This window comes from Amycolatopsis sp. NPDC049868, assembly GCF_044461365.1.
Lineage (GTDB): Bacteria > Actinomycetota > Actinomycetes > Mycobacteriales > Pseudonocardiaceae > Amycolatopsis.
Genome location: NZ_JBITKV010000006.1, coordinates 81,765 through 103,046 on the forward strand (window position 1 = coordinate 81,765; position 21,282 = coordinate 103,046).

The 21,282-nt window shown below is 68.3% G+C and carries 21 protein-coding genes; 14 read left to right on the forward strand and 7 right to left on the reverse strand.

What is annotated here, in order from left to right; all coding sequences use genetic code 11:
- The first annotated feature begins 30 nt into the window (after positions 1 to 30).
- The 6 genes from ACIBTM_RS24800 to ACIBTM_RS24825 all read left to right on the forward strand — a co-directional run bounded on the left by ACIBTM_RS24800 (position 31) and on the right by ACIBTM_RS24825 (position 4,171).
- Positions 31 to 219: a hypothetical protein gene (locus ACIBTM_RS24800; RefSeq protein WP_125735850.1), complete on the forward strand. Its 189-nt coding sequence runs from the start codon at positions 31 to 33 to the stop codon at positions 217 to 219.
- Between the two features lie 44 nt (positions 220 to 263).
- On the forward strand, positions 264 to 1,406 hold the full coding sequence (locus ACIBTM_RS24805) for a type III PLP-dependent enzyme (protein WP_395879488.1): 1,143 nt from the start codon (positions 264 to 266) through the stop codon (positions 1,404 to 1,406).
- Positions 1,396 to 1,767: an adenosylmethionine decarboxylase gene (gene speD / locus ACIBTM_RS24810; RefSeq protein ID WP_395879489.1), complete on the forward strand. Its 372-nt coding sequence runs from the start codon at positions 1,396 to 1,398 to the stop codon at positions 1,765 to 1,767. The genes ACIBTM_RS24805 and speD overlap by 11 nt, the downstream gene beginning before the upstream one ends.
- On the forward strand, positions 1,767 to 2,627 hold the full coding sequence (locus ACIBTM_RS24815) for a spermidine synthase (RefSeq protein WP_395879490.1): 861 nt from the start codon (positions 1,767 to 1,769) through the stop codon (positions 2,625 to 2,627). The genes speD and ACIBTM_RS24815 overlap by 1 nt, the downstream gene beginning before the upstream one ends.
- Positions 2,628 to 2,744: 117 nt before the next feature.
- On the forward strand, positions 2,745 to 3,524 hold the full coding sequence (locus ACIBTM_RS24820; protein WP_395879491.1) for a GAF and ANTAR domain-containing protein: 780 nt from the start codon (positions 2,745 to 2,747) through the stop codon (positions 3,522 to 3,524).
- Positions 3,525 to 3,613: 89 nt separating this feature from the next.
- On the forward strand, positions 3,614 to 4,171 hold the full coding sequence (locus ACIBTM_RS24825; protein WP_395879492.1) for a hypothetical protein: 558 nt from the start codon (positions 3,614 to 3,616) through the stop codon (positions 4,169 to 4,171).
- A gap of 13 nt (positions 4,172 to 4,184) precedes the next feature.
- Here the strand turns inward: ACIBTM_RS24825 and ACIBTM_RS24830 are convergent, their stop codons facing one another.
- Positions 4,185 to 4,454, reverse strand: coding sequence for a hypothetical protein (locus ACIBTM_RS24830; RefSeq protein ID WP_395879493.1), 270 nt, complete (start codon positions 4,452 to 4,454; stop codon positions 4,185 to 4,187).
- Between the two features lie 318 nt (positions 4,455 to 4,772).
- Here ACIBTM_RS24830 and ACIBTM_RS24835 point away from each other — a divergent pair, with 318 nt between their 5' ends.
- The 3 genes from ACIBTM_RS24835 to ACIBTM_RS24845 are packed head-to-tail and all read left to right on the forward strand — an operon-like array spanning position 4,773 to position 11,097.
- Positions 4,773 to 5,453: a response regulator gene (locus tag ACIBTM_RS24835; RefSeq protein ID WP_395879494.1), complete on the forward strand. Its 681-nt coding sequence runs from the start codon at positions 4,773 to 4,775 to the stop codon at positions 5,451 to 5,453.
- A gap of 32 nt (positions 5,454 to 5,485) precedes the next feature.
- On the forward strand, positions 5,486 to 6,565 hold the full coding sequence (locus tag ACIBTM_RS24840; RefSeq protein ID WP_395879495.1) for a PAS domain S-box protein: 1,080 nt from the start codon (positions 5,486 to 5,488) through the stop codon (positions 6,563 to 6,565).
- 17 nt (positions 6,566 to 6,582) lie between these two features.
- On the forward strand, positions 6,583 to 11,097 hold the full coding sequence (locus ACIBTM_RS24845; protein ID WP_395879496.1) for a HAMP domain-containing protein: 4,515 nt from the start codon (positions 6,583 to 6,585) through the stop codon (positions 11,095 to 11,097).
- A gap of 8 nt (positions 11,098 to 11,105) precedes the next feature.
- On the opposite strand, the gene ACIBTM_RS24850 is transcribed toward ACIBTM_RS24845, so the two are convergent.
- Positions 11,106 to 11,480, reverse strand: coding sequence for a response regulator transcription factor (locus ACIBTM_RS24850; protein ID WP_395879934.1), 375 nt, complete (start codon positions 11,478 to 11,480; stop codon positions 11,106 to 11,108).
- Positions 11,481 to 11,581: 101 nt separating this feature from the next.
- Positions 11,582 to 11,887, reverse strand: coding sequence for an ANTAR domain-containing protein (locus ACIBTM_RS24855; protein WP_395879497.1), 306 nt, complete (start codon positions 11,885 to 11,887; stop codon positions 11,582 to 11,584).
- Positions 11,888 to 12,076: 189 nt separating this feature from the next.
- Here ACIBTM_RS24855 and ACIBTM_RS24860 point away from each other — a divergent pair, with 189 nt between their 5' ends.
- The gene (locus ACIBTM_RS24860) at positions 12,077 to 12,709 is read left to right on the forward strand and encodes a response regulator (protein WP_395879498.1); all 633 of its coding nucleotides are present in this window, start codon (positions 12,077 to 12,079) and stop codon (positions 12,707 to 12,709) included.
- Between the two features lie 365 nt (positions 12,710 to 13,074).
- On the opposite strand, the gene ACIBTM_RS24865 is transcribed toward ACIBTM_RS24860, so the two are convergent.
- The gene (locus tag ACIBTM_RS24865) at positions 13,075 to 14,052 is read right to left on the reverse strand and encodes an Acg family FMN-binding oxidoreductase (RefSeq protein WP_395879499.1); all 978 of its coding nucleotides are present in this window, start codon (positions 14,050 to 14,052) and stop codon (positions 13,075 to 13,077) included.
- A gap of 129 nt (positions 14,053 to 14,181) precedes the next feature.
- Here ACIBTM_RS24865 and ACIBTM_RS24870 point away from each other — a divergent pair, with 129 nt between their 5' ends.
- Positions 14,182 to 15,924 (forward strand): GAF domain-containing sensor histidine kinase, encoded by a 1,743-nt coding sequence (locus ACIBTM_RS24870; protein WP_395879500.1) that lies wholly within the window; start codon positions 14,182 to 14,184, stop codon positions 15,922 to 15,924.
- Between the two features lie 7 nt (positions 15,925 to 15,931).
- On the opposite strand, the gene ACIBTM_RS24875 is transcribed toward ACIBTM_RS24870, so the two are convergent.
- Positions 15,932 to 16,207 (reverse strand): dsRBD fold-containing protein, encoded by a 276-nt coding sequence (locus ACIBTM_RS24875; protein ID WP_395879501.1) that lies wholly within the window; start codon positions 16,205 to 16,207, stop codon positions 15,932 to 15,934.
- 176 nt (positions 16,208 to 16,383) lie between these two features.
- Between ACIBTM_RS24875 and ACIBTM_RS24880 the strand changes: the two genes are divergently transcribed.
- Positions 16,384 to 17,340: an Acg family FMN-binding oxidoreductase gene (locus ACIBTM_RS24880; protein ID WP_395879502.1), complete on the forward strand. Its 957-nt coding sequence runs from the start codon at positions 16,384 to 16,386 to the stop codon at positions 17,338 to 17,340.
- A 77-nt stretch (positions 17,341 to 17,417) separates the two neighbouring features.
- Positions 17,418 to 18,383, forward strand: coding sequence for a DUF6528 family protein (locus tag ACIBTM_RS24885; protein WP_395879503.1), 966 nt, complete (start codon positions 17,418 to 17,420; stop codon positions 18,381 to 18,383).
- Positions 18,384 to 18,551: 168 nt separating this feature from the next.
- On the opposite strand, the gene ACIBTM_RS24890 is transcribed toward ACIBTM_RS24885, so the two are convergent.
- A complete protein-coding gene (locus ACIBTM_RS24890; RefSeq protein ID WP_395879505.1) occupies positions 18,552 to 19,538 on the reverse strand; it encodes an alpha/beta fold hydrolase in 987 nt (328 codons plus the stop codon).
- A 78-nt stretch (positions 19,539 to 19,616) separates the two neighbouring features.
- Entirely contained in the window at positions 19,617 to 20,594 is a 978-nt protein-coding gene (locus tag ACIBTM_RS24895; protein WP_395879506.1) for a GlxA family transcriptional regulator, read from the reverse strand.
- 105 nt (positions 20,595 to 20,699) lie between these two features.
- On the opposite strand from ACIBTM_RS24895, the gene ACIBTM_RS24900 reads away from it, so the two are divergent.
- Positions 20,700 to 21,281 carry a hypothetical protein gene (locus ACIBTM_RS24900; protein WP_395879507.1) on the forward strand — a complete coding sequence of 194 codons (582 nt, stop codon included), beginning with the start codon at positions 20,700 to 20,702 and terminating at the stop codon, positions 21,279 to 21,281.
- Position 21,282 lies beyond the last annotated feature (1 nt).

Here is a 21,282-nt window from a genome sequence, read left to right on the forward strand (position 1 = left end):
AGACAAGGTGCGGGAGATCGGGGGTGCACGATGAGCGAGTTCGCGGTGAATCTGCGGGACCGGGTACGGCAGGCGAGGGAGGACGTTCAGATCGCCAAGCAGGCCTCTGACGAGGACAGGGCTTCGGCCGTCGGTGCCGATCTGGCCAACCTGGAGCGACTGGCCGCCGAACACGGGGTCGACCTGCCGGAGCAGGCCTCGGGAGACAGCCGGGCGTGACCCGGGTTCCGGCCCGGTGATCGGTATTTGACACCCTGGGCAGGGTGACCGAAAGCCTGAACCGGATCCGCGCCTTCCTGGCGGACCGCGAGCCGCCGACACCGTGCCTGGTCGTCGATACCGACGTGGTCGCGGAGCGTGCGGCCGCGGTCTCGACGGCCTTCCCCGGCGCGGTGATCCGTTACGCGGTCAAGGCGAATCCGGCTCCCGAGGTACTCGACGCGGTGGCGTCGACCGGTGCGGGATTCGACGTGGCGGGGACGGCGGAGATCGAGCTCTGCCTGTCCAGGGGCGCGCGGGCGGCGGAACTGGCCTACGGCAACACGATCAAGAAACCGGCGGACATCGCGTTCGCCTACGCGCGCGGAGTCCGTGAATTCACCACGGACTCCGCCGGTGATCTGGCGAACCTGGCCGAGCACGCGCCCGGTTCGCTCGTTTCGGTCCGTTTGCTGACCGGTGGCCCGGACTCGGTGACGCCGTTCGGCCACAAGTTCGGCTGCGAACCGGCGGTGGCGGCGGTCCTGCTCCGGCAGGCCGTGGAAGCCGGGCTGCGCCCGGGAATCGCGTTCCACGTCGGCTCGCAGCAGCCGGATCCGGCCGCCTGGGAGATCGGGATCGCGACCGCGGCCAAGGTCGCCGCCGAAGCGGGCGTCGTACTGGAACGGCTGAACATCGGTGGCGGCTTCGCCACCGAGCACCGGGAACCCGTGCCGTCGCTGGCGGACTACGCGACGGCGATCCACGCCGCCCTCGGCGAGCATCTGCCGGAGCCGGAGCTGCTGCTCGAGCCCGGCCGGGTGATCGTCGCCGACGCCGGGCTGATCAGGACCGAAGTCGTACTGGTGACCACTCGTGCCGCCGCCGACGAACGCCGCTGGGTTTATCTCGATGTCGGCAGGTACAACGGAATGGCTGAGTGTGAGAACGAAGCTGTCGCGTATCGGCTGGAGCCCGTCGGCGTTAAGGGACCGGAAGGACCGGTGGTCCTCGCGGGGCCGACCTGCGATGGTGACGACGTGTTGTACCAGCGGACGCCGTGCGCGCTGCCGAGGTCGTTGAAGGCGGGCGACCGGCTGGACATCCCGGGCACCGGGGCGTACACCGCCAGCTATTCTTCCGTCGCATTCAACGGAATCGAGCCGTTGCGCACCTATTGTGTGGGGAGGTTCGCCGATGACGGCTGAAGAACCACTTGTCGGCCGGTTCGCCGGCCGCCACGTACTCGCGGAGTTCGAGGGGATCGAGCCGTCGCTGCTCGACGACGCCTCGCTCCTGAAGAAGACCCTCGCCGAAGCTGTGACCGAGGCGGGGGCGACGGTCTGCGAAGTCGTGTCGCATTCCTTTGCCCCGCAAGGGGTCACGGTGCTCGCGCTGCTGGCCGAATCGCACGCGTCGGTGCATACCTATCCGGAGATCGGCTCGGTGTTCGTGGACGTGTTCACCTGCGGGGATCGGGCGGATCCGGAGCGCGCGGTCGCGCTGTTGGCGAAGATGCTGGGCGCCGGCACCGTCCGGATGTCCACTGTGGAACGAGGAGAGAACTGATGGCGCAGCGAGTGATCGTCGAGCCGATGGGCGCGGGGCTCACCCGGAACTGGGACGTCGAGGAGGTGCTGTTCGAGGGCCGCACCGCGTTCCAGAACGTCCTCATCGGACGGACCGCGCAGGGGATCTCGCTCTTCTGTGACGACGAACGGCAGAGCACCGAGCTGAGCCAGCTCGTCTACCACGAGGCGCTGATGGTCCCGACATTGCTGCTCGCCGAACGCGTCGAGCGGGTGCTGATCATCGGGTCCAGCGAGGGGGTCGCCTCCGAGCTCGCCGTCGCGGCGGGGGCTGAGGTGGTCGACCACGTCGACATCGACGCCGAAGCGGTGCGTGCCTGCGCCGAGTACCTTCCGTACGGCTACACACTCGACGATCTGGCCCGTGCCGAACGCGGGGAGGGCAAGGTCCGTGTGCACTACCGCGACGGCTGGGAGTTCCTCGCCGAAGCGCGGGAGCGCGGCGACTCCTACGACGTCGTCGTGATCGACCTGCCGGACGAGAACGACGATCCGGCGGCGCAGCACAACCGGTTGTACGGAACCGACTTCCTGGCCCGGTGCACGGCGCTGCTCGCCGACGGGGGAGTGGTCGGCTGCCAGGCCGGGTGCCCGACGCTGTGGCGCAACCAGACACTGATCACGGCGTGGCGCCGGTTCACCGAGTCGTTCGGGACCGTGCTCTACTACGGTTCGGACGAGCACGAGTGGGCCTTCCTGAGCGGCAGGGCCGACACGCTCGACGATCCCGGCGCCGTCGTCGCGGAGAAGATCGGCAAGGCGGGGATCGGTGAGTCCACTATGGACGAAGAGGCGCTGAGGGCGAACACGGTGCCGCCGTTTTCCCTGCGGAGCCACTGAGAATCCGGCGATCGTTACGCTGCCGAGATCAACGGTCGTCGCTGTGCGTGGCGCTCGGTCACAGGATCCTCCATCTGGTCGTTGCCGGGTGTCGCGGTGCGGGCCAGAATCGCTCTAGTGGATAGCTGGGACACGGAAATCGCCGCGAGAGCGAGCAGGGAACCCGCGGTTTGTGCGGCGTTCGCGAGTTTGACCGCGAGTGTTACGGAAGGCCCCGGGCCGGACAAGGTCGTGGACACCTTGTCCCATGAATGCGCGCGGCTGTTGCCGATCGACTCCACCGAGGTCTTCCTGCCAGGTCTGAAACTGCAACGCCATCCAGCGGTGGCGGAGGAAGGGCCGGTGCTCGAATCGTTCGAAACCGGGACCGACGTCGCCGTGCACGACCTTTCCGCCGCGGTCTCCCGCTGGCCTGGCTACGTGGCCAGGATGGCAGGGCAGGGCTACGCCGCGGTTTCCGTGTTTCCGTTGCGAGCCATGGATGAAACCGTCGGTTCGATCGCCTTCCTCAGTGCCGAAACCGTCGTCCTGAGCGTCGAAGACCGCCGGCTGGGCCGTGCGCTCGCCGACGTCGCGACCCTGTGTCTCCTGCAGCAGCGGGAATTGCGGCACTATCGGACGCTTTCACAGCAGTTGCAGACGGCCCTCGACAGCCGGGTCGTCATCGAGCAGGCCAAGGGAGTGCTCGCCGAGCGCGCCGCCATCGACGTCGGCACCGCTTTCCAGCGCATGCGTTCCTTCGCCCGCAGTTCGAACAGGAAGCTGTCGGAGGTCGCGCGCGGCGTCGTCGACGGCACGGTGGACAGCCGTAACCTTCTTCGGCCGCGAACCGTTGACCACCGACGGAAAAACGACGGGCAATCGCCTGGTAGGGCCGTTGGTCACCGGAACCGGTGACTTGTCGCCGGTAACACGCGACCGTGCGGCCCTAGGACGCGAGGACGTAATCGGAAAGGCTCCACGCGGAAGAAAGGTGCGGTGGAGCCATGGCGTTGTTGGGAAGCCTACTCGGGAAGAGCCGGTCGGTGCGGCCGAGCCTGCTTCCGTTGCTGGAACTGAGGTCGGCGGTGCTGGCACTGCGATCCGGTCACGCGCTCGCGCCGACCGGTTCGGGGACGGTCTGCTTCGTCGCGGAGGGACGCCCCGGTGCGGGGACGGAGGCGGAGATCATCGCCGGTCTCGCCGGGGATTCCGCTCGCCGCAACGTGGTCACCCACGACGCGCACGGCAGGACGATCGTCCGCTGCTGGCGGGAGAACGGGGACCTCGGCTGGCTGCTCGACGATCTCGTCGACGTCAACGAGAGGCTGGCTCAGGCCGGTTTCGCGTCGTGGCTGCTGCACACGACGGTCGATTTCGCCGAGTTGCGGGATATGCGCCACCCGAGGCTGACGATGGTCTACCGCCGGGAGCGCGGCACTTTCTACCCGTACGCGCCTCGCGGGACTCGCGGCCGGGACAGGGCGATGGAGCTGAAGGTCCGCTCGTCGCTGACCCGGATCGTGCCGATGGAGTCCGACATCGGCCGGTGGCGCCCGGTGTGACGGTCCCGCCCGGTCAGCCGGGTGCGCCGCTGAGCCAGCCGCGCAGTCGCTGGACGCGCCGGTCCTGTGGGCTCCACCGCGGGAACCGGCGCCGCGACCGCGTGGCGAGGGCCGCGCCGTCGAGATGCCGGATGGCGGTCAGGACGTCGTCGAGCAGGGACGTGTGCGTCTCCGGTTTCGCCACGACCCTCGGCAGCCGCTCGAGTTCGGCGGCGAGCGGCACCCGGTGGACGGAAGCGTGCGCGCCGGGACGGCGGCGGGTCTCGCAGATTCTCGTGGTCACGTCCCGGTCACCCTCTTCCCGCGGTCACGGCCGCGAATTCGTCACTTACGACGATGAGGTACCGATGGCCGTTCCGGTCAGCGCCGAAGGTTGTGGCATCAAGGGCACAAAGACCCCACTCGGTCGCAGGACGGGTACGGCGGGTCACGGGTCGGCGTCGAAACGACGGCCGGACCCGCGGCGGTGGGACAATGCGCCGGCTCATCCGGCACGGTGACCCGCGATCCGCACGTGGGTGAATACGGCCGTGGGCGGGATTGATTTCCGTGAATCTGCCGGACAATGATTCGGCGAGACCACGATCGACGGAGAAGGTGCATGCCGAACCCGAGCTCTCCGCAGCCCATGCCCCCGGCGGCGGCCCCGATCCGGGTGCTGCTCGTCGAGGACCACAAGATGGTCGCCGAAGCCCTCGGCGCGGCCTTCGAGGAGTTCCCGGAGATCGACCTGGTGGCATCGGTGGAGTCCTTGGCGCACGGGATGATCGCGGCGGAGGAACACCTGCCCGACATCGTGCTGCTCGATCGGCGGCTGCCGGACGGCGACGGGATCGAGGCGATCGCCGGGTTCCGCGCGGTGTCGCCGTCGAGCAGGGTGCTGGTGCTGACCGGCGACGCGAACAGCGCCATCGTCGCCAGGATCCTCGAGGTCGGCGGGGCCGGGTTGCTGCTGAAATCCGGTCTCCTCGACGAGTTGATCACCGCGATCAGGGCCATCGCGGCAGGCGACATGGTCATCGACCCCGAGTTGCTCAGCGGCGCGCTGGCCATGCTGGGCGGCGGTTCGGGCAGGCTCGGCCCGGTGCTGACCCTGCGGGAGCGGCAGGTGCTGGGGTTGATCGCCGAAGGCGCCGGGACCGACCGGATCGCCGAAGAACTGCGGCTGGCGCGGAATACCGTGCGGAATCACGTGCAACGGATCCTGGTGAAGACCGGGACCCATTCCAAACTCGAAGCCGTGGTGCACGCGCGCAAGAATGGCCTCCTCGAACGGCCGTAGCGGGGAGACGTATCCGAGTGCCAAGCTGCACTATGGCCATGCTGCCATCGGAACAGACGCCTGATCACCGCAGCGCTGTGCTCTTCGAGTTGTTCATGCACAGCGTCGTCGACTACGCCATTTACCTGCTGGACGCCGACGGACGGGTGATCAGCTGGAACCCGGGAGCGCAACGGATCAAGGGGTACACGGAGGAGGAGATCCTCGGCCGTCATTTCTCCGTTTTCTACACCGACTCGGACGTCGCCGACGGCAAACCCGCGGCGGAACTGCTGGTCGCCGCGGAGATAGGGAGTCACGAGGAAGAAGGTTGGCGTGTCCGCCGCGGCGGGCAACGGTTCTGGGCCAACACCGTGATCACCGCGTTGCGCGACGAACAGGGCGGCCTCGTCGGTTTCGGCAAAGTCACCCGCGATCTCACCGAACGCCGGGAAACACTGGAGGAAAGGACAGAACGGCGACGGGCCTTCGCGCATTTGGTCCGGGCACAGGAAACAGAACGTCGCCGTATCGCGTGGGATGTTCACGACGATTCCATTCAGTCGATGATAGCGGTGAGCATGCGGTTGCAGATGCTCGCCGCACAACGGCGTGATCCGGCTTTGATGCAACTCGACGAAGCGATTCAAGGGGCGATCCGACGATTGCGGATCCTCGTCGCCCAATTGCGCCCGCCCGCGCTCAACGACGAGGACCTGCTCGCCTCCGTCCGCGACTACCTGGACGAGGTCGTCGCCGGCTGGGGGCTCGACTGCACGCTGCGCCACGATCTCGCCGTCGAACCGCCGCCCGACCTCGTCGTCACCGCCTTCCGGATTCTTCAGGAGGCGCTGGTGAACGTGCGTAAACACGCGAACGCCCGCACCGTCGTGGTCTCGCTGACGGGACAGGACGGCGGTCTGCTGGTGACGGTCGTCGACGACGGCGACGGGCTGAAACCGGACGGCGAGAACGCGCACGAAACCTTGTCGGGCGAGCACATAGGAATGGCGTCGATGCGTGAACGCGCGGAAGCGGCGCAAGGCTGGTTCCGGGTTTCCAGCAGACCGGGCGAAGGTACGTCGGTGACCTTCTGGATTCCGCTGGGCTCACCCGGAGCCGCGCGGAAATGAACGAAGGAGGCATCCCGATGCCGGAACCGGCGAGCAAACGTGGATCGAGAGAAGCCGTCCGGGTGGGCGGGACGATCGACGACCAGGGCCTGCAGCGGCTGCTGGAGGGGCTGAAAGCCGTTCGCGACGGCGATTTCAGCACTCGCCTGCCTCAGGTGGACGACGTCCTGATGGACGAGATGGCGGTCGTCTTCAACGGGATGGTCGACCAGCTGGCACTGTTCACCTCCGAGGTCACCCGGGTCGCGCGCGAGGTGGGGACCGAGGGGAAGCTCGGCGGCCAGGCGGCGGTGCCCTCGGTTTCGGGGACCTGGAAGGACCTCACCGATTCGGTGAACGCGATGGCGGGCAACCTCACGGGCCAGGTGCGTGACATCGCCGAGGTCGCGACCGCGGTGGCGAAGGGCGATCTCTCCCAGAAGATCACCGTCGACGTCAAGGGCGAGATGCTCGAGCTGAAGAACACGATCAACACGATGGTGGATCAGTTGTCGTCGTTCGCCGACGAGGTGACGCGGGTCGCACGTGAGGTCGGCAGCGAGGGACGGCTGGGCGGCCAGGCGGAGGTTCCCGGGGTGGCGGGGACGTGGCGGGATCTGACGACGTCGGTGAACTTCATGGCGGGCAACCTGACCGATCAGGTGCGCTCGATCGCCGAGGTCACCACGGCGGTGGCGAAGGGTGACCTGTCGCAGAAGATCACGGTGGACGCGCGGGGCGAGATCCTGGAGTTGAAGAACACGATCAACACGATGGTGGATCAGTTGTCGTCGTTCGCCGACGAGGTGACGCGGGTGGCGCGTGAGGTCGGCACCGAGGGAGCGCTCGGTGGGCAGGCCCAGGTGCCCGGCGTGGCGGGGACGTGGCGGGATCTGACGACGTCGGTGAACTTCATGGCGGGCAACCTCACCGCGCAGGTGCGCTCCATCGCCCAGGTGGCCACGGCGGTGGCGAAGGGTGACCTGTCGCAGAAGATCACGGTGGACGCGCGGGGCGAGATCCTGGAGTTGAAGAACACGATCAACACGATGGTGGATCAGTTGTCGTCGTTCGCCGACGAGGTCACCCGCGTGGCCCGTGAGGTGGGTACGGAGGGGCGGCTGGGTGGTCAGGCGGACGTCAAGGGTGTGTCGGGCACGTGGAAGGGCCTGACCGAGTCCGTGAACGTCATGGCCGACAACCTCACGGATCAGGTGCGGTCCATCGCCGAGGTCACCACCGCGGTCGCGAAGGGCGACCTGTCGCAGAAGATCCGCGTCGACGCCCGCGGCGAGATCCTGGAGCTCAAGGACACCATCAACACGATGGTCGGCCAGTTGTCGTCGTTCGCCGACGAGGTCACGCGGGTCGCCCGTGAGGTGGGTACGGAGGGGCGGCTGGGTGGTCAGGCGGACGTCAAGGGTGTGTCGGGCACGTGGAAGGGCCTGACCGAGTCCGTGAACGTCATGGCCGACAACCTGACCGACCAGGTGCGCTCGATCGCCCAGGTGGCGACAGCGGTCGCCAGGGGTGACCTGTCCCAGAAGATCACCGTCGAGGCCAAGGGCGAGGTCGCCGCGCTCGCGCAGACGATCAACACGATGGTCGACACGCTGTCGGCTTTCGCGGACGAGGTCACCCGCGTGGCGCGCGAGGTCGGCACCGAGGGCATCCTCGGCGGGCAGGCCAGGGTGCCGAACGTCGCCGGGACCTGGAAGGACCTCACCGACAACGTCAACTCGATGGCGAACAACCTCACCGGCCAGGTCCGCAACATCGCCCAGGTGACCACCGCGGTCGCGCAGGGCGACCTCTCACGCAAGATCGACGTCGACGCGCGGGGCGAGATCCTGGAACTCAAGACCACCATCAACACGATGGTCGACCAGCTTTCCGCGTTCGCCGCGGAGGTCACGCGCGTCGCCCGTGAGGTCGGCAGCGAAGGACGGCTCGGCGGCCAGGCCGAGGTCGAAGGCGTTTCGGGCACCTGGAAGCGGCTGACGGAGAACGTCAACGAGCTGGCCGGGAACCTGACCCGGCAGGTCCGGGCGATCGCCGAGGTGACCAGCGCGGTGGCCACCGGCGACCTCACGCGGTCGATCTCCGTCGAGGCACAGGGCGAGGTCGCGGAACTGAAGGACAACATCAACGCGATGGTCCAGTCGCTGCGCGAGACCACGCGCGCGAACGAGGAGCAGGACTGGCTCAACACCAACCTGGCCCGGATCTCGGGCCTGATGCAGGGCCATCGGGACCTGCGGGTGGTCGCCACGCTCATCATGAACGAGCTGACCCCGCTGGTCGGCGCCCAGCACGGCACGTTGTTCCTCACCGAGCCCGGGGAGGACGGCGTCCGGCTGCGGCTGATCACCAGCTACGGGCACGGCGAGGATCCGGACGCGCCCGCGGAGTTCGCGATGGGGCAGTCGCTGATCGGGCAGGCCGCGCAGACGAAGAAGCCGATAGTGGTCGACCGGACGCCCCCGGGCTTCGTGAAGATCTCGTCGAGCCTCGGCTCCGCCCCACCGGTCGCCTTGATCGTGCTGCCGATCGTGTTCGAGGACCAGGTGCTCGGCGTCATCGAACTGGCGTCGTTCGGCGAATTCACCGCCGTCCGCAAGGATTTCCTCGAACAGCTGATGGAGACCATCGGGGTCAACGTCAACACGATCATCGCCAACGCCCGGACCGACTCACTGCTGGAAGAATCCCAGCGGCTCGCCGAGGAACTGCAGGCCCGTTCCGAGGAGCTTCAAGCGCAGCAGGCGAAACTGCAGGTGTCCAACGCGGAACTGGAGGAGAAGGCCGAACTGCTCGCGCGGCAGAACCGCGACATCGAGGTGAAGAACTTCGAAATCGAGCAGGCACGTCAGGAGATCGAGGAACGTGCGCAGCAGCTCGCGCTGGCGTCGAAGTACAAGTCGGAGTTCCTGGCCAACATGTCGCACGAACTCCGGACCCCGTTGACCAGCCTGCTGATCCTCGCCGGGGTGCTTTCGCAGAACTCGACCCAGAACCTGACGCCCAAACAGGTCGAGTTCGCCAAGGTGATCCAGTCCGCGGGCACCGATCTGCTGCAGCTGATCAACGACATCCTCGACCTGTCGAAGGTCGAGGCCGGCAAGATGGACATCCACCACGAGCCGTTCCCGCTGCGCCAGCTGCTCGACTACGTGGGCACGACCTTCCGTCCGCTGACCGCGGAAAAGGGACTCGACTTCCAGGTCACCGTCGAACCCAACGTCCCGGAGCTGCTGTTCACCGACGAGCAGCGACTGCGGCAGGTGCTGCGGAACCTGTTGTCGAACGCGGTCAAGTTCACCGAAGACGGCAGCGTCGAGCTCCGGGTCAAACTGGTCGACACCGTCGTTTCACCGTCAGGAACGCTCCAGCACGAATCCTTGGTGGCCTTCAGCGTCACCGACACCGGGATCGGGATCGCCGAAGAGAACCTCGATTCGATCTTCGGTGCCTTCCAGCAGGCCGACGGCACCACCAGCCGCAAGTACGGCGGCACCGGGCTCGGGCTGTCGATCAGCCGCGAAGTCGCGTACCTGCTCGGCGGCGAGATCCGGGCGGACAGCGTCCTGGGGACCGGCAGCACGTTCACCCTCTACCTGCCGGTGGCCAGGTTCACCACACCCGCGAGCCTCGATGAGTCCACTGTGGACAACGCCGCCGCGGAGCGAAGGGTCCTCGTGGTGGAGAGTGAGCAGAACAGTCTGCTGACCCTGCTCGCCCGCGGTGTCGCGGCCGACATCGCGGACAGCCACGGCTCGGTCCAGGTCCGGGCGGTGTCGGATCCGGTGGAGGCGTTCGAGGAACTGAAACGCGACAGCTACCGCTGCGTCGTGCTCGACACCAGCATCCCCGGGACGAGTGCCTTGACGTTCCTCAAACGACTCGTCGACGGGCCGGACCGGGTCGAGGTCCCGGTGCTGGCATACGCGACCCGCAAGCTCAGCGCCGCGCAGGACCGCTTGCTGCACGGGCACGCGCGGGTGCATCCCGTCGAACTGCTGCCGTCGCTGGACATGCTGCGGGAACGGATCATGCTGCACATCTCGGCCAGCGAACTCGAAGGCATCCTGCCGCTGATGCGCCAGCCCGAGGTGACCCCGGCGGAGACCGTGCCCGCCTCGGACCAGCCGTCCGATCCGCCTGCCGGACCGGCGAGGCTCCAGGGACGCAAGGTACTGCTCGTCGACGACGACGCCCGCAACGTGTTCGCGATCTCCGGGATGCTCGAACTGCACGGACTTTCGGTCGTGCACGCGCCCAACGGTCGCAAGGGTATCGAGGAGCTGCTGTCCGACGACGGCATCGACCTGATCCTGATGGACGTGATGATGCCGGAGATGGACGGCCACGCGACGACGGCGGCGATCCGCGAGATGCCGAAGTTCGCCGGCCTGCCGATCATCACCGTCACCGCGAAGGCGATGGAAGGGGACCGCGAAAAGAGCCTCGCCGCCGGGGCGAGCGACTACGTGACCAAACCCGTGAACGCGGAGGAACTCCTGGCTTGTATGGAACGCTGGCTCGCGGACTGACGTCCCGGCTACTCGGTCCCGTTCGCGCTGTTCGCGCAGATGCGGCGGATGGCCGCGACGATCTCGGTGTTGGGGCTGCCCTTCACGAGGTACTCGGTGACGCCCGCGGACGCCATCTGGGCGATGGATCGGGTGTCGCTGTGCGCGGAGAACGCCATCAACCGCGTACGGGGCACCCGCCGCCGGATCTCCCGTGCCATCCACGCGCCGCCACCGCCGGGGATCCGGACGTCCAGCACGGCGACCTCGGGGGACAGCAGCTCGGCGAGTGCGACCGCTTCGCCGGCGTCCAGCGCGACGGCGACCACTTCGATATCCGGCTCGGAGTCCAGGAGGGCGCGCAGGGCATCGCCGATGACCGGGTTGTCGTCCGCGACGAGCACCCGAAGTCTGGGGGGCGGCGTTCGGTTCATCACCCAATCCGTGCCCGCGCGGTCTGCGGCGCCGGTGGTGGTCGCGGGCCCCCCGCCGAACATGGCGTGACTCAGCAAGAGATCCGGCGGTCGCCTTCGCTCGGCTGCTCGATGAGCGTCCTGGCGACGTCGTGGATCTTCATGTTGTTGTTGCGGCAGAACGAGCGCAGCAGTTCGAACGCCGCATCGATGTCGATCTGGTAACGCTCGGCGAGGATACCCTTCGCCTGCTCGATGGGAAGCCGGTGGTCCAGCGCGTACTGGAGTTGTTCGGCACGGGTCCGGTAGAAGCGGATTCGATTGCGCATGGCCACGAGGTCGTCGGCCGGGTCGGGAGAGCCTGACGGTGGGGCAGGCGAATGGGTGGTCTCGGACATGAGGCGATCGTCGCAGCGGCTGGACTGCTCCGGGAAGAACAGAACGTCCTGACTCGAATGATGCAAATGAACCTGGTCCGGTCGGCGGCAGCCACTCGAACGGGCGCCGAACAGGGCCCTTTGGCCTGTCGCAGTGACCGGTCGTGCACCGTACGCTCATCCGAGGAGAGGGAAACCGTGGAGGTCGGAATGCTCCGGGTGTTTCTGGTCGACGATCACGAGGTGGTCCGTCGAGGGGTCGCGGACATGCTCGAAGAGGACGCCGTCCTGTGCGTTGTCGGACAGGCCGCGACGTTTTCCCAAGCGCTGGCGAGGATCCCGGCGCTGCGGCCGGACGTCGCGGTGCTCGACGTGCGGCTGCCGGACGGCAACGGCGTCGAACTCGCGCGGGAGCTGAGATCAAGGATGCCGGAACTGAAATGCCTGATGCTCACGTCCTACACCGACGAGCAGGCGATGCTGGACGCGATCATGGCGGGCGCGAGCGGCTACGTCATCAAGGACATCCGCGGCATGGACCTGGTGGCCGCGGTCAAGGAGGTCGGCCTCGGCCGGTCGCTGCTGGACGCCAGGGCCGCCGCGACGCTGATGGCGAAATTCCGCGAAGACGCCGCCAAGAAGGGCCCGCTGGCAGGCCTTTCCGATCAGGAACGCACGCTGCTGGAACTGATCGGTGAGGGGCTGACCAACCGGCAGATCGCCGAGCGGATGTTCCTCGCCGAGAAGACCGTGAAGAACTACGTGTCGCGGTTGCTGACGAAACTCGGGATGCAGCGGCGTACTCAGGCCGCGGTGCTGGCGACGGAATTGCGGCGGCAGTGAGTACATGAAGGCCCCCTTCCTTGCGTCAGGCGCAAGGAAGGGGGCCTTCATGTACTTCGGGAAGACTCCGGGAAGGTCGAGTTTCCTCGGCTGAGCCGAGGGAAGGGGGCCTTCACGCGCAGCCGTGGTGGTTGCTGTGGTTGCTGGTGCAGGTGGGCTGCTGGTGGCGATCTCTGAAGGTAGTGAAGGCCTCCTTCAGTACCTTGAGGGTAGGCAAGGAGGCCTTCACGGACCCGACCCGCGATCAGCCACAGCCAAGTTGATGAGGGATTTGGGACGCTGGACGTCCCAAATCGCTCATCAACGGCGCTCTGCGTTGTCTCGAAGCCCTGGGGCCCATGACTCCGGGAAGGCAGGACGATCACTCAAGCGGAAATGAGCGTGTCGAGCAGAACGTCGTTCAGCGGCCGGCGCGGCGTCCACGGCAGCGGCGAGCCGTAGCCGACCCGCAGCAGTACCTGTGGCCATACGCCGCAGCCGAGAAGCCGGCGGAGTTCGGCACGTGCCTCACGGACCATGATCGGCGGCGAGATGAACGACGCGTCGAGTCCCGAGGCGGTCGCGGTGAGCAGCACCCGTTGCATGGCCTGACCGGCCTGCAGCCGGTCGAGCCGGTCGTCGGTCAGCGATCCGATCGCCACCACCAGCGGGACCGGCCGGGGATCGCCTGCCGTTTCGCCGAATTCGTCGAGGAGCCAGCTTTCGTCGGCCGGGCTGCCCTCGGTCGCGTAGGACGGCACACCGTCTCGGGCGCTCGCGCCCAGTCCGGTCCAGCGGCCGAGTTCGGCGAGGAAGGCGGGGTCGGCGAGCTGCTTCCGGCGAGCGCGGGCGGTGAGGTCGTGCAGGAGCAGGCATTGCTCGGCGTCGAGGTTCGACATCCACGCGTGTTCGAGCTCCGCGGCGTGGCGGAGCGTGGTGAGCGTCGGTTTCGGCACGACGCTGGACAGGAACGGCCGCCGGTTGGTCCGTCGGCGGGGGATCGCGCGGGCGAGCCGCACGACCTTCTGATCGGGCATGCGTTCGGCGAGCGGTCGGACGACGGCCAGCAGGTCGGGATCGGCGCGGCTGGGCATCAGGGTCGTCGCCGGGTGGAAGCCCAGTGCGTGAATCGCCGTCCGGAGCGTGAACAGGGCGGCACCGCACGAGAGGACGAGTTCGCGGCCGTCCGGGTCCGTGACCGGTAGGATACGGCGTGGATCGGCGTGCAGCTCGATTCCGGTTCCGGTGCACCGGAAAAGCCATGGCTGTGTGTTGTGCGTCGACGGGGCCAGCATGGCCGACCGGAGCACGGAATTCACCTGTTCGGAGTTCAAACGTCCGACCTTGGTGACTTGTATGGTCATGGTTTCCCCCGCCGCTGCGCCACGGGCAATACGGTTGTCTGATGAGACGGTCCCGCCCGCGGTGCGGGGCCGAAAGAGGAGAAAGTCACCACGGCCGGGAGTCGTCCCGATCTTCGGAGGCGGAGCAGGATGTCGGCTCATGACCGGCTGGGCGGAAGCGACGACCGGATCACCGGCGCGCTCTCCCAGCTGAGGGTTCGTGAGGTGTTGCGGGATCTCCAGGACCGCATCGAACGGCTCATCGGCACGCGCGACAAGATGGACGGCCTGCTCGAAGCGGTGCTCGGGATCGCGTCGGGGCTGGAGCTGGACGCGACGCTGCACCGGATCGTGCAGGCGGCGATCGATCTCGGCGAAGCCACTTATGGCGCACTCGGGGTGATCGCGGACGACGGTTCGCTCGCCGAATTCGTCTATCACGGCATCGACGGCGAGACGAAAGAACAGATCGGACATCTCCCGAAAGGTCACGGACTGCTGGGTTTCGTCATCGACGAGGCGAAACCGGTGCGGCTGGCCGATATCTCACGGCATCCCGCGTCGGTCGGGTTCCCGCCGTGCCATCCGCCGATGCGCTCGTTCCTCGGCGTGCCGATCCGGGTGCGCGACGAGGTGTTCGGGAATCTCTACCTCACCGAGAAACGCGGGGAAAGTTTCACCGACGACGACGAGGTGGTCGTACAGGCGCTCGCCGCCGCGGCCGGGATAGCGATCGAGAACGCCCACCTGTACGAGCAGACGCGGATCCGCCAGCGGTGGCAGGCGGCCACCAGTGAGGTGACCACGGAACTGCTGGGCGGTACCGACCCCGTCGACGCGCTCAACCTGATCGCCGGCCGGGCACTGGAACTCACCGGTTCCGATCTCACTTTGCTGGCACTGCCCGGTTCCGGCAGGCTCGACGTCAGCCCGGACGGCGAGGACGAGGCGGACGAACTCACCATCGCCGTATGCGCGGGCGCGCGGGCGGCGGAGCTGACCGGGGTGCGGATCAGTGTCGCCACGTCGTTGCCGGGGGCGGTCTACCGCGACCGGACCCCGCGCAGCGTGCCGGAACTGGTACTCGGTCCCGGCGGGGAGATCCGACTCGGCCCGACGCTCGTCGTGCCGCTCCGCGCCCGGGAACGGACGTCCGGGGTGCTGATGGCGGTGCGGAACCCGGGTGCGGTCCCGTTCGAGCTCGGCGAGCTGCCGGTGGTGGCCTCGTTCGCCGACCAGGCCGCGCTCGCGCTCCAGCTTGCCGCGCGGCAGCGCACCGCCAGGGAGCTCGACGTGCTCGCCGATCGGGACCGGATCGCCAGGGATCTGCACGACCATGTCATCCAGCGGCTGTTCGCGGTCGGCCTCGCCATGCAGAGCACGCACCGCCGCGCGGACTCGCCGGAACTGCGGCGGCGGATCGGCGAGAGCATCGACCAGATGCACGAGATCGTGCACGAGATCCGGACGGCGATCTTCGATCTCCACGGTGGCGAGGCGGGCCAGCAGGGCGTGCGGCTGCGGCATCGCCTCTACGACTCGATCACCGAACTCACCGACGACACCCCCATCCATCCGACGGTCAGTTTGTCCGGGCCGCTCGACGCGATCCCGTTCCCGTTCGCCGAACACGCCGAGGCGGTGGTGCGGGAGACGGTCGGCAACGTGGTCCGGCACGCCAGGGCGAGCGGCGTTTCGGTGAGTGTCGCGGTGAAGGACGATGTCCTGCGGATCGTGGTCACCGACGACGGCACCGGGATCGGCGGCGAGCCCGGCGGTGTCGGCGGTCTGCGGAATCTGCGTGATCGCGCGGAGCAAGCGGGCGGGACGTTCCGCGCGGAGACGAGAGAAGAGGGCGGAACCAGGATCGACTGGTCCGCCCCCTTGCGCTGACCGGTGTTCAGTTCGTCGACTGTGTGGCGAGGATCCCGTCGACTTCGATCGAGCAGGCGACGTCGGACGCGACGGTCTCCAGCAGTTCCGCGGTGAGGTCCGTGAGCGCCCGCGTCACCGCGAGGTAGGCGCCGACCTGGGACGTCGAACCGGATCTCAGCCCGGCCTCCGCGAGCCCGACGCCGACGAACTCACCGCCGTCCTCAAGGCGGAGCAACGCTTCCGCGCGCACTCGGTACGGCTCGTGCTGCAGGGATACCTCGATCGTCCATTTGTCGGTCATCTCGGCTCCGTTCCGGTCATCGAGACTCTCATCGCGGCCCTCCGCGGCACAGGGTCCTAAGTCCTCGCTCCCGGATGAATCGGGGGCGAAAGTCCTCGGAATCCGTGACCGGCGGCCGTTGCGGTCGCCGGGTACCCCGGTCGATGGTGGACCAACCCCTTCCCCCGGAGCCCACGATGAAGATCCCGTTGCCGACCCATGTCGACCAAGCGGTGGCGGCCGCCGTCCGCGCGCCGTCCCCGCTCAACACCCAGCCGTGGCGGTTCGTCGTCGACCGTGAGCGGATCGAAGTCCGGCTCGATCGCACCAGGGTGCTCCGGATCGCCGACCCGGAGGCTCGCGAGGCGCGGCTTTCGTGCGGCGCGGCGCTGTTCAACCTGATCGTTTCGTTGCGGTCCAACGGCAAGACCCTCTCGCTTCGGGTGGTACCGAATCCGGAGGAGCCGGATCTGCTCGCCGAGGTCGTGATCGGTGGTGACCGGTTCTCCTCTCCGGAGGAGCGGAAGCTGGCCGAAGTCGTCTTCCGCCGTCACACGAACCGCCGTCCGTTTTCGGACCGGCCGGTGCCCGTCTGGGCGCGGACGACGTTGTGCGCGGCCGCGCTGGTGGAAGGCGGGCTGCTGGAACTGTTCGGCCGCGGTGACCGGGCGAACGCGGTCGCGCGTGTGCTGCACCGGGCCGAGGCCGCGCAGGCGCGCAACGGCGCGTTCCAGGCGGAGGTCGCGCTGTGGACGAGGCGGACGGCCCACGCGCCGGACGGGGTGCAGGCGCCGACCAGACCGCCGTCACCCCACGGCATTCCCGCGCAGGAGTCGTTCCTCGCCGCCGAACCCGAAGGCGGTGATCCGGTGCTCGGCGCGGTCCTCACCGCCGGGACCGGCCCGTCCGCGGACCTGCGGGCGGGAATGGTGCTGCAGCGGGTACTGCTGACCGCGACGGCCGCCGGTCTCGCGACGTCGTTCGTCGGCAGGCCGTTCGAAACCCCGGAGACCCGCGCCGCGATGGACCGGGTCTTCGCCGACCTCGGCCGCCCGCACGCCGTGCTGCGCTTCGGATACGGTCGCCCGGCTCCGATGACGGCACGCCGTCCGGTCGGCGAAGTGCTGTTCCGGGGGTCCGAAGCGAGCCTCTGATCCCGGGTCACCTCGTCGACACGCACGTTTCCGATCACCGCCACCCGGCCGTCATCCTGGGCGGGTTCGGTCTGGGTATGAAGATCATGCGGAAATCCTTGGTGGCGCTGGCCATCGCGGGCCTTTCGGTCGCCGCGTCCGCGCCTGCGGTGGCGGACGCGGACGCCGCCGGGCTCGATCGCGGCTCGATCGTCATCACCGAGCAGGCGTCCAAGCGGATCCTGGTCCTGCCCGCCGACCGGGCCTCCTGGCGGGAGCGGAAGGTGAGCTGGGCGTGGGCGCCGAACGCCGCCAACGGGCTGGCGGATCTGGCGGGCTCGTGGAGCAACCCGAGCGACGCGAAGCTGGCCGAACGAGGCGGCGAGAAGTACCTGCTGACGTCGGCGTCGGGTGGCTTCGCGGCCGTCGTGCCGTATCCGGCGGGCGACCGGGCGTACTGGGCTGCGAACGTAGGCGGCCCTGCCAATCCGCACAGCATCGAACTGCTTCCGGACGGCAACGTCGCGGTGGCGGCCAGCACCGGCGGCTGGGTGCGGGTCTACACCGCGTCACAGGGACAACGCTCGACGACCTACGCCGAATACCGCCTGGTGGGGGCGCACGGCGTGGTCTGGGACGCCGGACGGAACGTGTTGTGGGCCCTGGGCACCGACGCGCTCGTCGCGTTGAGCGTCGGCGGGACGCCCGCTGCTCCGGTACTCACCGAGCAGCGGTCCGTCGCGGTGCCGACCAAGGGCGGGCACGACCTCCAGCCGGTCCCGAACCGGCCGGATCTGCTGTGGGTGACCACGGAGGCAGGGGTGTATCAGTTCTCGAAGACCACTGGCGGGTTCACCCAGCGCTACGCGGGCGCACGCGAGATCGACCGGCCGCATGTGAAGAGCGTGTCGACGAACCCGCGGACCGGCCAGATCCTGACGTCCTCGGTACAGGAAGGTCACCTGTGCACCTGGTGCACGGACACCGTCCGGCTGGCCTTTCCACGCGCCGAGCTGGCGCTGCACGGCGCGTGGATCTACAAGGCCCGCTGGTGGATCGGTTGAGCTGAACTTCCATGTCGGTACCGGCCGTTCGGGGGGCTGCCCGGCCGGTACCGACACACCAGAGAAGAGGGACCCTCGCCACGAGAATGACGCCTCGCCGCGTCTTTCACCTGACCGAGTGAACCGGGTCGTTCGGCGCGCGGCGTTGGCTCGGTCGGGGTATAAGCCTCATCCGAGGAAGGTCCGCAATTCGTCGATGACCGTCCGCGGCTGCTCCTCGGCGACGAAGTGGCCGGAACCGGAGACCTTCCGCACCCGGACGTCGGCCGCCTTGGACGGCAGGACCGCGGCGAGGTAGTCGTAGTTGAACTCCGAGCCCAGCCCCAGCATCGGCGCGGTGATCTTCCCGTACGCCTTCTGATCCTCGATGTCCTGGCCGAACGCCTGGTACCAGCCGTTCCCGGCGCGGATGGCGTCCGGGCGGTCGTACGCGGCGGCGTAGATCGCCCGGTCCCGGCTCCCGATCGAGGCCGGGTCGGCCGCCAGGTGGTCGAACATCCAGTCGACGAGGAAGCGCGACCGGCCGGTCAGCAGCTGCTCGGGCAGCGTCGCGACCTGGTTGAAGGCGAACCACCAGACGTTCACCGGCTGCCCGGGCGGGGCCAGCATCGGGAGCTGGTACAGGCTTTCGTCGGGGTGCGAGACGTCCATGAGCGTAACGGTCTTCGTGGCATCGGCGTGGTTGGCGGCAAAGGCGAACGCGACCATCGCACCGATGTCGTGCCCGGCTATATGTGCCTGCCGGTGGCCCAGCGCGCGGACGAGTTCGAAGATGTCGCGGGCCATCGTCTTCTTGTCGTATCCGCCTTGGGGCTTGTCCGAGCCGCCCATTCCCCGCAGGTCGACGGCGATCACGCGATACCGCTTCGCCAGCTCCGGCATGACCTTGCGGTACTGCCACCAGGTCTCCGGCCAGCCCGGCAGCAGGATGAGCGGCTCACCCCGGCCGCCGGCGACGTAGTGCAGCCGGACCCCGTTGACCTGGGCGTACTCGCTGCGGAAGCCGCCGGGCAGCGACCGCGCGAGTTCGGCGTCGGGGGCGGCGGGCCGGCTCGCCTCGGCGACGCCACCCGAGGCCACCAGCGCGGCCGCGGCCCCCGCGCCGAGGGTGAGCATGGACCGGCGGTTGAGGAAGGAACGGCTGTTTTCGGTCATGTCCCGATCGTGGCCGGAGTGCGGTGCCGACCGTGAGTGGTGTTTTCGCCAACCGGGATCAGTTTTGAGACAGCCCGGTCAAGACAGCATGGGTTCGGGCACGCCCAGCCTGGTCCCGAACGTCTCCCGATACGACACCGGCGTGACCCCGACCTGGCGGCGGAAATGCGGCCGGAGCGCGGCCGACGAGGAGAACCCGCAGTATCTGGCGATCTCGTCGACCGGGAGATCGGTGGATTCGAGCAACTGCTGCGCCCGGATGACGCGCTGATGCGTCAGCCAGGTGCCGGGCGCGGCGCCGGTGATCTCGCGGAACCGGCGGTCGTAGTTTCGCCTGCTCATATGCGCCCGCCTGGCGAGTTCGTCGACCGGGAGGGCCGTGTCCAGCCTGGTCAGCGCCCAGGCCATCGTCTCCGACACCGGGTCGCCCTCGTCGAGTTCCGGCATCGGCGATTCGATGTACTGCGCCTGCCCACCTGGCCGGTGCGGCGGGACGACCATGCCCTTCGCCAGCCGGTTCGCCACCTCCGCGCCGCACCAGGAGCGGATCAAGTGCAGGCCGAGGTCCATGCCCGCCGCACCGCCGCCCGCGGTCAGGATGTCGCCGTCGTCGATGTAGAGCACCGACTCGTCGAGGCGGACGGCGGGGAACCGGGCCGCGAGCAGCGGCGCCATCGCCCAGTGCGTGGTCGCGGGGCGCCCGTCGAGCAATCCGGCGGCGGCCAGCACGAAGGCACCGCTGCACAGTCCGGCCACCCGGGCACCGCGGTCGTGTGCCGAGCGGAGAGCCGCCAGCGCCGCTTCCGGCGGATCCTCCATCGGCGACCGCCAGTTGGGGACCAGCACGAGGTCCGCGTCCCGGACCGCGTCGAGGTCTTCGGGGACCGGGACGGTCAGGCCGCCGCCCCGTAACGCGGTTTCCGGTTCACCACCGACGACCTTGAGTTCGAGGTCGGGCAGCTCCCCGAAGGCCGAAGCCATCTCGAACACACCGAACGCGAAGGACATCGCGCCGAGCGACGCCCCGTTGAAGACCACCACGGCCAGCCGTCTCATGGGTCGATTCTAGGGAGACCCGACCTGTGGTGGAGCCGGTTTTCGACTGTCCGAAGGGGACGGTAGATTCCTCGCGCACCAGCCGTCGGGGGGAAGGAAGCGTCGATGTCGTATCCACAGGGACCGCAAGGGCCGCAGTGGCATCCGCAGCAGGGCCACCCCCATCAGCAGTACCCCCAGCAGCAGTATCCGCAACAGCAGTACCCGCAGCAGGGATACCCGCCGCCGAAGAAGGGCAACAGCCTGCTGATCGGCTTGATCGCCGGCGGTGGCGCGCTCGTCGTGGTCGTCTTCGTGATCCTCGCGTTCGTGGCGCCGGGTTTCCTGCTGAGCGACAGCAAGTCTTCGAGCTCGGCCGACGCGACGCAGACCCCGCTTCAGCTCAACTGGGGCCCGGTTTTGGCAGGCAAGTTCATCCTCGCGGTGTTCGGTGACGAGCCCGACAAGGCCGCCGAGTCGGCCTGTGCGGACGCCAAGGACAAGGTCCGTCAGGCCGCGAAGGAGTACGGTGACCGCAACGCGTCGCTCAGTGCGAAGGATCCTCGTGCGGTGAGCCCGGACCTGATCGTGGTGACGATGACCGGCACCCTGGACCGGACCGAGCCCCACAACGGGACGATGGAGGTCCGGCGAGAGGCGGGCGACAAGTACTGCATCTCCTCGGTCTCGCCCGTTCCCGCGGGTTGAG